At 61.6% G+C, this 13,859-nt stretch carries 8 protein-coding genes; all 8 read left to right on the top strand.

Translation table 11 applies throughout. The annotated features are described in order from the left end of the window. The first annotated feature begins 529 nt into the window (after positions 1-529). The 8 genes from tpx (at position 530) to ACQKP2_RS06260 (ending at position 13,765) form a co-directional block, all read left to right on the top strand. Entirely contained in the window at positions 530-1,030 is a 501-nt protein-coding gene (tpx, locus tag ACQKP2_RS06295; protein ID WP_110962635.1) for a thiol peroxidase, read from the top strand. Between the two features lie 179 nt (positions 1,031-1,209). Further along, on the top strand, positions 1,210-2,526 hold the full coding sequence (locus ACQKP2_RS06290) for an MdtA/MuxA family multidrug efflux RND transporter periplasmic adaptor subunit (protein ID WP_427575262.1): 1,317 nt from the start codon (positions 1,210-1,212) through the stop codon (positions 2,524-2,526). Further along, entirely contained in the window at positions 2,523-5,627 is a 3,105-nt protein-coding gene (locus tag ACQKP2_RS06285) for an MdtB/MuxB family multidrug efflux RND transporter permease subunit (protein WP_427575260.1), read from the top strand. Before ACQKP2_RS06290 ends, ACQKP2_RS06285 begins: the two co-directional genes overlap by 4 nt. After that, entirely contained in the window at positions 5,624-8,731 is a 3,108-nt protein-coding gene (locus ACQKP2_RS06280; RefSeq protein WP_427575258.1) for an efflux RND transporter permease subunit, read from the top strand. Before ACQKP2_RS06285 ends, ACQKP2_RS06280 begins: the two co-directional genes overlap by 4 nt. Further along, entirely contained in the window at positions 8,728-10,206 is a 1,479-nt protein-coding gene (locus tag ACQKP2_RS06275; RefSeq protein ID WP_427575257.1) for an efflux transporter outer membrane subunit, read from the top strand. Before ACQKP2_RS06280 ends, ACQKP2_RS06275 begins: the two co-directional genes overlap by 4 nt. 183 nt (positions 10,207-10,389) lie before the next feature. Then, positions 10,390-10,668 (top strand): hypothetical protein, encoded by a 279-nt coding sequence (locus tag ACQKP2_RS06270; protein WP_427575255.1) that lies wholly within the window; start codon positions 10,390-10,392, stop codon positions 10,666-10,668. A gap of 148 nt (positions 10,669-10,816) precedes the next feature. Then, positions 10,817-12,898, top strand: coding sequence for a putative bifunctional diguanylate cyclase/phosphodiesterase (locus ACQKP2_RS06265; protein ID WP_427575306.1), 2,082 nt, complete (start codon positions 10,817-10,819; stop codon positions 12,896-12,898). Between the two features lie 120 nt (positions 12,899-13,018). Next, on the top strand, positions 13,019-13,765 hold the full coding sequence (locus tag ACQKP2_RS06260; RefSeq protein ID WP_427575253.1) for an SDR family oxidoreductase: 747 nt from the start codon (positions 13,019-13,021) through the stop codon (positions 13,763-13,765). Positions 13,766-13,859 lie beyond the last annotated feature (94 nt).

Here is a 13,859-nt window from a genome sequence, read left to right as displayed (position 1 = left end):
TGTAGGAGCGAGGCTTGCCCGCGAAGGCGGCCTTACGTCTTGCAGCGATCACGAAAGCGCGTTCGCCGGCAAGCCTGGCTCCTACAGCGAAGACGGCCTTGCGTCATGCGTCGCCATTGAAAACGCGTTCGCCTGTAGGAGCGAGGCTTGCCCGCGAAGGCGGCCTTACGTCTTGCAGCGATCACGAAAGCGCGTTCGCCGGCAAGCCTGGCTCCTACAGCGAAGACGGTCTTGCGTCATGCGTCGCCATCGAAAACGCGTTCGCCTGTAGGAGCGAGGCTTGCTCGCGAAGGCGGCCTTACGTCTTGCAGCGATCACGAAAGCGCGTTCGCCGGCAAGCCTGGCTCCTACGGCGAAGACGGTCTTACGTCTTGCGGCGACCATGAAAACGCGTTCGTTCCTACGGGCTCTCTGTCATTTGTGAGCACGATGGTTCACGATTTGTATCCGGGGTAGGTGACCGGCGCATTTCGTGGTTAACTTCGGCCTCTTAACATCCTCTACATCAACGTTCAGAAGGAATCCGTTCATGGCTCAAGTCACCCTCAAAGGCAATCCGGTTCAAGTCAACGGCCAGTTGCCCCAAGCCGGTTCCAAGGCGCCAGCCTTTTCCCTGGTGGCCGGCAATCTGTCCGATGTCACCCTGAAAGACTTCGCCGGCAAGCGCAAAGTGCTGAACATTTTCCCAAGCATCGACACCCCAACCTGCGCTACATCGGTGCGCAAGTTCAATGCCCAGGCCAATGACATTGCCAACACCGTGGTGCTGTGCATCTCCGCCGACCTGCCGTTCGCCCAGGCACGTTTCTGCGGCGCTGAAGGCCTGGAAAACGTACAGAACCTGTCGACCCTGCGTGGCGCAGAATTCATCCAGAACTACGGTGTCGCCATTGCCGACGGCCCGCTCAAGGGCCTGACTGCCCGCGCCGTGGTCGTTCTGGACGAAAACGACAATGTGCTGCACAGCGAACTGGTCAAGGAAATCGCTGAAGAGCCAAACTACGAAGCAGCGTTGGCCGTACTGAAATAAGTACTGCTTTACAATTGTTAACGGCCTGGCCCTGTCCAGGCCGTTTTCATTTGTGATTCAGTATCTTGGAAACATTTTCTGTTACGTAAGCCGAAAGTAAATTGCCGGTAAAGGCGCTTTGCTTAACACCCGCCAGTGCTTATCGTTCAGCTACATGCAAAAAAAAGCCCACGCGCCCAATGGTTGATCACTCAATGCAATCCTCCGCTTCCCGTAGTCCCCGTCGCTGGCTGTTTGGCCTGCTTGTCCTGCTGGTCATCGCCGCGCTGTGCTGGAAATTCTGGCCCGGCGGTACTGCGCCGAAAGAGGCCGTGGGGCAGAAAGCCGTGGCAGGGCACGTCGGCAGGTCCGGCGGCATGCGCCCGGGGTTCGGTGGCGCGACCGGCCCGGTCCCGGTTCGGGTCGCTCCGGCGGTCAAGGGGGATTTCCCGCTTTACTACAAGGCACTGGGCACGGTCACCGCGCTCAATACCATCAACGTGCGCAGCCGCGTTGCCGGTGAGCTGGTCAAGATCTATTTCGAGGAAGGGCAGATGGTCAAGGCAGGCGATCTGCTGGCCGAGATCGACCCGCGCCCTTACCAGAATGCCTTGCTCCAGGCCGAAGGCACCTTGCTGCAGAATCAGGCGCAATTGAAGAACGCCCAGGTGGATGTCGAGCGTTATCGCGGCTTGTACCGTGAAGACAGTATCGCCAAGCAGACCCTGGACACCGCCGAAGCGCTGGTCGGTCAGTTCCAGGGCACGGTCAAGACCAACCAGGCGGCCGTCAACGACGCCAGGCTCAATCTCGAATTCACCAAGATCCGCGCCCCCATCGCCGGGCGTGTCGGCCTGCGTCAGCTCGATGTCGGCAACCTGGTCGCGGCCAATGACACCACGGCGCTGGCGATCATCACCCAGACCCAGCCGATCAGCGTGGCCTTCACACTGCCTGAAAACAGCCTTGAAACCGTACTTGCGCGTTATCGCAGCGGCGCCAGGCTGCCCGCCGAAGCCTGGGACCGTGGCGATACCAAGTTGCAGGCAACAGGCGTGCTGCAGAGCCTGGACAACCAGATCGATGTCGCTACCGGCACCCTGAAGTTCAAGGCGCGCTACGAGAACCGCGACCTGTCGCTGTTCCCCAATCAGTTCGTCAATGTGCGCCTGCTGGCCGATACCCTCAAGGGCGTGATCCTCGCGCCGTCCGCGGCGATCCAGTTCGGCACCAACGGCACGTTCGTCTATGCCCTGGACGGCGACAAGAAGGTCAAGATCCGTCAGTTGAAGATCGGCGCCAGCGACGGTGAAAACACCGTGGTCACCGAAGGCCTGGCAGCGGGGGATCGCGTCGTGCTGGAAGGTACCGATCGCCTGAAGGACGGCAGCGATGTGGAGGTGGTCAACGACCCGCAGCAAGTACCGGCCAGCCCGGCTGGTCACCTGCAGGGCAAATCGGCGGCCAGTTCGACTGAGCCGGCGCCTGCCGACAAGGCGAAAAAGGGCGGCGCATGAATCTCTCGCGGCTGTTCATTCTTCGCCCGGTGGCGACCACCCTGAGCATGCTGGCCATTGTTCTGGCCGGTGTGATCGCCTACCGCCTGCTGCCGGTTTCGGCATTGCCACAGGTCGATTACCCGACCATTCGCGTCATGACCCTCTATCCCGGCGCCAGTCCGGATGTCATGACCAGCGCCGTGACCGCGCCGCTCGAGCGCCAGTTCGGCCAGATGCCCGGGCTGACCCAGATGGCCTCGACCAGCTCCGGCGGCGCCTCGGTACTGACCCTGCGTTTCAGCCTCGACATCAACATGGACGTCGCCGAGCAGCAGGTGCAGGCGGCGATCAACGCGGCGACCAACCTGTTGCCCAAGGATCTGCCCGCGCCGCCGGTGTACAACAAGGTCAACCCGGCCGATACGCCGGTGCTGACCCTGGCCATCACCTCCAAAACCATGCTGTTGCCCAAGCTCAACGATCTGGTTGATACGCGCATGGCGCAGAAGATTGCCCAGATCAGCGGCGTCGGCATGGTCAGTATTGCCGGTGGTCAACGCCAGGCCGTGCGGATCAAGGTAAATCCCCAGGCACTGGCGGCCAACAAACTGAACCTGTCGGATGTGCGCACCCTGATCGGCGCCTCCAACGTCAACCAGCCCAAGGGTAACTTCGACGGCCCGACCCGGGTTTCGATGCTCGATGCAAACGATCAACTGACCTCGCCAGAGGACTACGCCAACCTGATCCTGGCCTATTCCAACGGCGCGCCGTTGCGCCTGAAGGATGTCGCCGAGATCGTCGATGGCGCCGAGAACGAACGCCTGGCGGCATGGGCCAATGAAAACCAGGCGGTGCTGCTCAACATCCAGCGCCAGCCGGGCGCCAACGTCATCGAGGTGGTGGATCGGATCAAGGCGTTGCTGCCGAGTATCACCGACAACCTGCCTGCGGGTCTGGACGTGGTCGTGCTGACCGACCGTACCCAGACCATCCGGGCATCGGTCAAGGACGTGCAGCACGAACTGCTGATCGCCATCGCACTGGTGGTGATGGTCACCTTCCTGTTCCTGCGTCGGGCCAGTGCCACCATCATTCCCTCGGTGGCCGTGCCGTTGTCGCTGATCGGTACGTTCGGCGTGATGTACCTGGCGGGGTTCTCGGTCAACAACCTGACCCTGATGGCGCTGACCATCGCCACCGGCTTCGTGGTGGACGATGCCATCGTGATGCTGGAGAACATTTCACGTTTCATCGAGGAGGGCGACAGCCCGCTCAATGCCGCGCTCAAGGGTGCCAAGCAGATCGGCTTCACCCTGGTGTCCCTGACCCTGTCGCTGATTGCCGTGCTGATCCCGCTCCTGTTCATGGCCGATGTAGTAGGGCGGCTGTTCCGCGAGTTCGCCATTACCCTGGCGGTGGCCATCCTGATTTCCCTGGTGGTGTCCCTGACGCTGACGCCGATGATGTGCGCGCGCCTGCTCAAGCAGGAGCCGAAGGAAGAGCAACAGGGGCGTTTCTACCGTGCCAGCGGTGCGTTCATCGACTGGATGATCGCCGCCTACGGGCGCAAATTGCAGTGGGTGCTCAGGCACCAGCCGCTGACCCTGCTGGTGGCCATCGGCACGCTGGTACTGACGGTATTGCTGTACATGGTGGTGCCCAAGGGGTTTTTCCCGGTGCAGGACACCGGGGTTATCCAGGGCATTTCCGAGGCGCCGCAGTCGATATCCTTCGCGGCGATGAGCGAGCGCCAGCAGGCATTGGCCAAGGTCATCCTGGCGGATCCGGCGGTCGAAAGCCTGTCGTCCTACATTGGCGTCGACGGTGACAACTCGACGCTCAACAGCGGTCGACTGCTGATCAACCTCAAGTCCCACAGTGATCGTGACCTGAACGCCAACGCGGTGATCGCGCGGCTGCAGCCGCAAGTGGACAAACTGGTCGGCATCCGTCTGTTCATGCAACCGGTGCAGGACCTGACCATCGAGGACCGGGTCAGCCGCACGCAGTACCAGTTCAGCATGTCGTCACCCGACGCCGAGTTGCTCAGTTTGTGGAGCGGGCGCCTGGTCGAAGCGCTGGCGGATCGCCCGGAACTGACCGATGTGGCCAGTGACCTGCAGGACAAGGGTTTGCAGGTCTACCTGGTGATTGACCGTGATGCGGCATCGCGCGTCGGGGTGTCGGTATCGAACATCACCGATGCGCTGTACGACGCCTTCGGCCAGCGACAGATTTCCACCATCTATACCCAGGCCAGCCAGTACCGCGTGGTGTTGCAGTCGCAGTCCGGCGAGAAGATCGGCCCCAAGGCGCTGGATCAGATTCACGTCAAGACCACCGATGGCGCTCAGGTACGGTTGTCCAGCCTGGCGCATGTCGAAGAGCGTCAGGCCCAATTGGCGATCACCCATATCGGCCAGTTCCCGGCGGTCATGATGTCGTTCAACCTGGCCCCCGGCGTGGCGCTTGGGCATGCGGTGCAAGTCATCGAGCAGGTGCAGAAGGACATCGGCATGCCGATTGGCGTGCAGACCCAGTTCCAGGGCGCTGCCGAGGCGTTCCAGGCATCGCTGTCAAGCACCTTGCTGCTGATCCTGGCGGCGGTGGTGACCATGTACATCGTGCTCGGCGTGCTGTACGAGAGCTACATCCATCCCGTCACCATCCTGTCCACCTTGCCTTCGGCAGCCATCGGCGCGTTGCTGGCCTTGCTGCTGAGCGGCAATGACCTGGGGATGATCGCGATCATCGGCATCATCCTGCTCATCGGCATCGTCAAGAAGAACGCGATCATGATGATCGACTTTGCGCTGGACGCCGAACGCAATCAGGGCATGGACCCGCAAACGGCGATCTACCAGGCGGCCTTGCTGCGATTCCGGCCGATCCTGATGACCACCCTGGCCGCCTTGTTCGGCGCGGTGCCGCTGATGCTGGCCACCGGTTCCGGGGCGGAATTGCGCCAGCCGCTGGGTCTGGTGATGGTCGGTGGTTTGTTGGTCAGTCAGATCCTGACCCTGTTCACCACCCCGGTGATTTACCTGTATTTCGATCGTCTCGGCCGTCGTTGGGGACCCAGGTCCGAATCCGTGGAAGCGGTAGAGCAGCCATGAACCTGTCCGGTCCTTTCATCAAGCGTCCGGTAGCGACCATGCTGCTTTCGCTGGCCATCATGTTGCTGGGCGGCGTGAGTTTCGGCCTGTTGCCGGTGTCGCCGCTGCCGCAAATGGACTTTCCGGTCATTGTGGTCCAGGCCAGCCTGCCCGGTGCGAGCCCGGAGGTCATGGCGTCCACCGTGGCCACACCGCTGGAACGCTCCTTCGGCGCCATTGCCGGGGTCAACACCATGAGCAGCCGCTCCAGCCAGGGCTCGACACGGGTGATCCTGCAATTCGACCTGGACCGCGACATCAACGGTGCGGCGCGTGAAGTGCAGGCGGCGATCAACGCTTCGCGCAATTTGTTGCCCAGCGGCATGCGCAGCATGCCGACCTACAAGAAGGTCAACCCGTCCCAGGCGCCGATCATGGTGCTGTCGCTGACGTCGGACGTGCTGGAAAAAGGCCAGTTGTATGACCTGGCCTCGACCATCCTGTCCCAGAGCCTGTCGCAGGTACAGGGCGTCGGTGAGGTACAGATCGGCGGCAGCTCCCTGCCGGCCGTGCGCATCGAGCTCGAACCCCAGGCGCTCAACCAGTACGGCGTGGCGCTGGACGATGTACGCAATACCATTGCCAACGCCAACGTGCGCAGGCCCAAGGGCTCGGTGGAGGACGATCAGCGACTGTGGCAGGTGCAGGCCAACGATCAACTGGAAAAGGCCAAGGACTACGAGTCGTTGATCATTCACTACGCCAATGGCGCGGCCCTGCGCCTCAAGGATGTGGCCAAGGTCAGCGATGGCGTCGAAGATCGCTACAACAGCGGTTTTTTCAACGACGATTCGGCGGTGCTGCTGGTGATCAACCGTCAGGCCGGCGCCAACATCATTGAGACGGTCAACGAAATCAAGGCCCAGTTGCCGGCGTTGCAGGCCGTTTTGCCGGCCAGCGTCAAACTGAACCTGGCCATGGACCGTTCGCCGGTGATCAAGGCCACGCTGCATGAAGCGGAAATGACCCTGCTGATCGCCGTGGCGCTGGTGATCCTGGTGGTGTTCCTGTTCCTCGGCAACTTTCGTGCATCGCTGATTCCGACCCTGGCTGTGCCGGTGTCGCTGGTCGGCACTTTTGCGGTGATGTACCTCTACGGATTCTCCCTGAACAACCTGTCGCTGATGGCGCTGATTCTGGCCACCGGGCTGGTGGTGGACGACGCCATCGTGGTGCTGGAGAACATCTCCCGGCATATCGACGAGGGGGTGCGGCCCATGAGGGCGGCGTACCTGGGGGCCCGGGAAGTGGGCTTCACCTTGCTGTCGATGAACGTGTCGCTGGTCGCGGTGTTCCTGTCGATCCTGTTCATGGGCGGGATCATCGAGAGCCTGTTCCGTGAGTTCTCCATCACTCTGGCGGCGGCCATCGTGGTGTCGCTGGTGGTTTCCCTGACATTGACCCCGATGCTCTGCGCGCGCTGGCTCAAGCCGCATACGCCTGGCCAGGAAAATCGGCTGCAACGCTGGAGCCGGTCGGTCAACGAATGGATGGTCGGCAAATACGCCACCAGTCTCGACTGGGTGCTGCGCCATCGCCGCCTGACGTTGCTCAGCCTGATCGTCACTGTCGGTGTAAACGTTGCCCTGTACGTGGTGGTGCCCAAAACCTTTCTGCCGCAACAGGACACTGGCCAGTTGATCGGTTTCGTTCGCGGCGACGATGGCCTGTCGTTCGGTGTGATGCAGCCGAAAATGGAGACCTTCCGCCGCGCCGTGCTCAAGGACGATGCGGTACAAAGCGTTGCCGGTTTCATCGGCGGCACCAACGGCACCAACAATGCCTTCATGCTGGTGCGCCTCAAGCCGATCAAGGAACGCAACATTTCCGCGCAGAAGGTCATCGAGCGCTTGCGCAAGGAAATGCCCAAGGTTCCCGGTGCGCAACTGATGTTGATGGCCGACCAGGACCTGCAGTTCGGCGGCGGTCGCGAACAGACCACATCGCAGTATTCCTACATCCTGCAAAGCGGCGACCTGGGGGCGTTGCGCCAGTGGTATCCAAAAGTCGTGACCGCGCTCAAGGCCTTGCCCGAGCTGACCGCGATCGATGCCCGCGAAGGCCGCGGCGCACAGCAGGTGACGCTGATCGTCGACCGCGATCAGGCCAAGCGCCTGGGCGTCGACATGGACATGGTCACCGCGGTGCTGAACAACGCCTACAGCCAGCGACAGATATCGACCATCTACGACAGCCTCAACCAGTACCAGGTGGTGATGGAGGTCAACCCCAAATATGCCCGTGACCCGATCACTCTCAATCAGGTGCAGGTGATCACCGCTGCCGGCGCGCGGATTCCGTTGTCGACCATCGCCCATTACGAAAACAGCCTGGAAGACGATCGGGTCAGCCACGAAGGCCAGTTCGCTTCGGAAAGCATTTCCTTCGACATGGCCGCAGGGGTGACGGTGGAGCAGGGCAGTGCCGCCATCGAGCGGGCGATTGCCTCGCTGGGCCTGCCCGAAGATGTCATCGTGAAAATGGCCGGAACCGCCGATGCCTTTGCCGCGACCCAGAAGAGTCAGCCGTGGATGATCCTCGGCGCGCTGGTGGCGGTGTACCTGGTGCTCGGTGTGCTGTACGAAAGCTACATTCACCCCCTGACCATTCTCTCGACCTTGCCATCGGCGGGCGTCGGCGCGTTGTTGTCGATTTATGCCCTGGGCGGCGAGTTCAGCCTGATCTCGTTGCTGGGGCTGTTCCTGTTGATCGGCGTGGTGAAGAAAAACGCCATTCTGATGATCGACCTCGCCCTGCAGCTCGAACGCCAGCAAGGCATGGCGCCGCAGGAGTCGATTCGCAACGCATGCCTGCAACGGCTGCGACCGATCCTGATGACCACCCTGGCGGCGATCCTTGGCGCCTTGCCGCTGCTGCTCAGCCGTGCCGAGGGGGCGGAAATGCGCCAGCCGCTGGGCCTGACCATCATCGGCGGGTTGATCTTCAGCCAGGTGCTGACCCTTTACACCACTCCGGTGGTTTACCTCTATCTCGACAAGCTGCGCCATCGCTTCAACCGCTGGCGCGGCGTGCGCACCGATGCCGCTCTGGAAACTCCGCTATGACTGACCGTTCGCCGTTCAAACTGACCGCACCGCTGATCACTGCCCGAGGCTCGCGGTTGTTGAGCCTGTCGCTGTGCGTGGCCATGCTCAGTGCCTGCGCCATCGGCCCGGACTACCAGCGCCCGCAAACCGCTGCACCGGCGCAGTACAAGGAAGCGGCCGGCTGGCGCCAGGCCAATCCGAGCGACGCCCTGGCCCGCGGTGCGTGGTGGGAGTTGTATGGCGACCAGCAGCTCAATGGCCTGGTCGAACGACTCAACAGTTCCAACCAGTCGGTTGCCCAGTCCGAGGCCCAGTACCGCCAGGCACAGGCGCTGGTGCGCAGCGCCCGAGGAGCGTTTTTCCCCACGGTGGATTTGACCGTCGGCAAGAATCGCTCCAGCCAGGGTACGGGCAGCAGCAACTCCAGCCTGACCAGTTCCTCCAGCGGTATTCGCAATACCTACACCGCACAGGCCGGTGTCAGTTGGGAGGCCGATGTCTGGGGCAAGCTGCGCCGTGGCCTTGAAGCCGACAGGGCCAACGCCGAGGCCAGCTTCGCCGATCTGGCGGCGATGCGGTTGAGCCAGCAATCGGAACTGGTGCAGAACTACGTGCAATTGCGTGTCATCGATCAACAGAAGCGCCTGTTGCAAGCGACTGTGGAAACCTACCAGCGCTCGCTGACCATGACCGAAAACCAGTACCGCGCCGGAGTGTCGGGCAAGGATGCGGTGGCCCAGGCGCAGACCCAGCTCAAGAGCACCGAGGCCGACCTGGTCGATCTGATCTGGCAGCGTGCCCAGTTCGAGCACGCCATTGCCGTGCTGATCGGTGTGCCGCCGGCGGAGTTGAACCTGGCGGAAACCCAGGATATCCCGGCGTTGCCCGATGTGCCATTGAGCTTTCCTTCGCAATTGCTGGAACGGCGCCCGGACATCGCCTCGGCCGAACGCTCGGTGATGGCTGCCAATGCCAACATTGGCGTGGCCAAGGCCGCTTATTACCCGGACCTGACCCTGAGCATGAACGGCGGATACAGCAGCAGTACCTCAAAGGACTGGTTTACCCTGCCTAACCGTTTCTGGTCGGTGGGGCCGCAACTGGCCATGACCTTGTTCGACGGCGGGCAGCGTTCGGCAGAAGTCGATCGCAGCGAGGCGGCCTATGACGAGACCGTGGCCAAGTACCGCCAGACCGTACTCGACGGTTTCCGTGAAGTGGAAAACTTTCTGGTCCAGCTCAAGGTGCTGCAGGACGAGGACGTGGTGCGGCAACAGGCACTGCAAGCCGCCCGCGAGTCGTTGCGCCTTACCACGAACCAGTACAAGGCCGGGTTGATTGCGTATCTGGATGTCGTGGTGGTTCAAGCGGCGGCATTGAACAACGAGCGCAGCAGCCTGGATCTGTTGCAGAGTCGCCTGCTCGCCAGCGTGCAGTTGATCGCAGCATTGGGCGGGGGCTGGGACGGGCAGCTTCAGGCAAGTAACAATTGATGCCTCCCTGCAGGAGCCAGCGGTGCGGCGATCCGATGTGCCGGCGAAGACGTTCTTGAAAGCGCTTTCGCTGTAGGAGCCAGGCTTGCCGGCGAACGCGATCTTGAGGATGTCTTCGCCTGTAGGAGCCAGGCTTGCCGGCGAACGTATCCTTGGGGACGCTTTCGCCTGTAGGAGCCAGGCTTGCCGGCGAACGTATTCTTGGGGACGCTTTCGCCTGTAGGAGCCAGGCTTGCCGGCGAACGTATCCTTGAGGACGCTTTCGCCGGCAAGCCTGGCTCCTACAGAAAAGATGTTGTTCTTGAGGGCGCTTTCGCCGGCAAGCCTGGCTCCTACAGAAAAGATGTTGTTCTTGAGGGCGCCTTCGCCGGCAAGCCTGGCTCCTACAAAAAAGATGCTGTTCTCGAGGGCGCCTTCGCCCGCCGCACCGCTGGTTCATGCGAAATGAAGACGGTGGTTTGAAGCCCATTCACACGGTCAAACAAGCGTTTCATCGGGTTGATGGCATTTTGCTCATTTTGTGAGTGCGTTCTCATTTGGAATCAGTACAATCGCTCCATTTGCCCCGCCGAGAAAGGAAGCGGTACGGAGGGGCATGTCGAGAATTTCTATGCTCATCGGTAGCTATTCCCCCACGTTGGTGGTCATTTCGCTTTGTGTTGCGATTCTGGCCTCGTACACCGCACTCGATTTGACCGGGCGCATTGCCACTGCCAAGGGCAGGGCGGTGCATCTATGGACAGCCGGTGGCGCCCTGGCCATGGGGGTGGGTATCTGGTCGATGCATTTCATCGGCATGCTGGCATTCAGCCTGCCCATCGATCTGGGCTACGACGCCGGCATTACCGCGCTGTCGTTGCTCACCGGCGTGCTCTCCAGCGGTTTCGCTCTGTGGCTGGTCAGTCAACCGCGGTTGCCGGCCTGGCAGCTGGCGTTCGGTGCACTGGTGATGGGGGCCGGTATCAGCGCCATGCACTACACCGGCATGGCCGCCATGCGCATGCAGCCGGGTATCGACTACGATCCGACGTTATTCGGCGCATCGTTGCTGATAGCGGTCATCGCTTCGGGGGCTGCCCTGTGGATCGCCTTCCGTCTGCGCCAGCACACGCCTTATGTGCGCATGATTCGTGGCGGTGCGGCCGTGATCATGGGTATTGCCATTGTCGGCATGCATTTCACCGGCATGGCGGCGGCACGTTTTCCCGATGGCAGTTTCTGCGGTGCGGCCATCAGCGGCCTCAACGGCAAGGGCCTGGACAATCTGGTGTTGATCACCACGCTGGCAGTGCTGAGCATTGCCCTGCTGACCTCGATCCTCGATGCACGCCTGGAGGCTCGCACCGCCGCCCTTGCTCAATCGTTGACCGAAGCCAACCGCGAACTGACCCAACTGGCGCTGCATGACACCCTGACGGGTCTGCCAAACCGCATGTTGCTGGCCGACCGCATCGATCAGGCGATGTCGCGGGTGGAGGGCGAGGGCGGTTGTTTTGCCCTGATGTTCATTGACCTTGACGGCTTCAAACCGGTCAACGATGCCTTCGGTCATCACATGGGCGACTTGCTGTTGCGTGAGGTCAGCCTGCGCCTGCGTGAGGATCTGCGTCACCATGACACCCTGGCGCGCATCGGTGGCGATGAGTTCGTCCTGCTGGTGCAACTGAGCGAACCCAATGACGCGATGAATCTGGCGGCCCGGCAGGTCGGGCTGATTGCCCGTTCGTTCCGGGTGGCCGAGCACGATTTGCAGATTTCGGCCAGCGTGGGTATTGCGCTGTATCCCGGCAATGGCCAGACCGCCCACGAGTTGTTGATGAACGCCGATGCGGCGATGTATCACGCCAAGGGTGCGGGCAAAAACGGCTACAGCTTTTTCGACGCGTCGATGAACAGTAACGCGCGCAAGCAACTGCAAATGCTGCAGGACCTGCGAAACGCCGTCGAGCAACGGCAGTTCTGTCTGCATTACCAACCGAAATTCGATGCCACCAAAAACCGTCCGGTCGGCGCCGAGGCCCTGTTGCGCTGGGAGCACCCCACGCAGGGGTTGTTGCTGCCGGACAAGTTCATCGATATTGCGGAAAAAACCGGGTTGATCATTCCGATTGGTGAATGGGTGCTCAACGAGGCCTGTCGGCAGATGCGCGAATGGTATGTGTTGGGGCACACGGACTGGCGTATTGCGGTCAACCTTTCGGCGCTTCAGTTCTGCCACGCCGGCCTGGTCCAGAGTGTGGCCAGGGCGTTGGCCACGCACCACTTGCCGGCCAACAACCTGACCCTGGAAATTACCGAAACCACCGCGATGAGCGACGCCGATGCCAGCATGACGGTGTTGCAGGAACTGTCTGAAATGGGCGTGGACTTGTCCATTGATGATTTCGGCACTGGGTATTCGAGCCTGATGTACCTCAAGCGCCTGCCAGCCAACGAACTGAAAATCGACCGTGGATTCGTGCGCGATCTGGAGCGTGACAGCGATGACGCGGCAATCGTTTCGGCCATTGTCGCCCTGGGTCAGGCGCTGGGGCTGCGGATCGTCGCCGAGGGCGTGGAAACCGACATGCAACAGGACTTTCTGACGCAACTGGGTTGCGACTCGTTGCAAGGTTATTTGCTCGGGCATCCGCTGCCGGCCGAGGGTTTCATGGCGCAGATCGAGCGGACGAAGGCGCTTTTGCCGGCTTGAGCATCATGGCCGGGACGCCTGTCCGCCGGCCGCGCTACCCGACAATAGCCTCATGCAAAAACCGTCAATGACGGTTATTCTTGCCCCCGACCGCTTACGCTTGGAACGGGGAAAGCTTGCATGGACAAAGTCATCGTCATCACCGGCGGCAGTCGCGGCATTGGTGCCGCCACAGCCCTGTTGGCCGCCGAACAAGGTTATCGGATCTGCATCAATTATCAGGCCGACGAGCAGGCGGCACTCAATGTGCTGGAGCAAGTCCGCGCCATGGGCGCACAAGCCATTGCGGTGCGTGCCGATGTCAGCATCGAAGATGAAGTGATCGCGCTGTTTCACCGGGTGGACACGGAGCTGGGCCGTGTTACGGCGCTGGTGAACAATGCTGGCACCGTGGGGCAGAAGTCCCGTGTCGACGAAATGTCCGAGTTCCGCATTCTCAAGATCCTCAAGACCAATGTGCTGGCACCTGTGCTCTGCGCCAAGCATGCGATCCTGCGCATGTCGCCCAAACATGGCGGGCAGGGTGGCAGCATCGTCAACGTCTCTTCGGTCGCCGCACGCCTGGGCTCACCCAACGAATATGTCGACTATGCCGCCTCCAAGGGCGCGCTCGACACGTTCACCATCGGCCTGTCCAAGGAAGTGGCGGGTGAAGGTATTCGTGTCAATGCGGTGCGGCCGGGCTATATCTACACCGATTTCCATGCCCTGAGCGGCGATCCCGACCGGGTCAGCAAGCTGGAGTCGGCAATCCCCATGGCCCGTGGCGGCCGGCCGGATGAAGTGGCTGAAGCGATTGTCTGGCTGCTGTCGGACAAGGCGTCGTATGCGACCGGGACCTTTGTCGATCTGGGAGGCGGGCGTTAATTCCCCAGGCTTGTGTTGACAGCACTGGCGTCTTCGCGAGCAGGCTCGCTCCCACATTTGTTTTGTGTGCACCTGTGGGAGCGAGCCTGCTCGC

The sequence above is a fragment of the Pseudomonas sp. NPDC089569 genome (assembly GCF_050280625.1).
Lineage (GTDB): Bacteria > Pseudomonadota > Gammaproteobacteria > Pseudomonadales > Pseudomonadaceae > Aquipseudomonas.
Note: the sequence above shows the minus strand (reverse complement) of the source record. Positions and strands in the feature narration are given on the sequence as shown.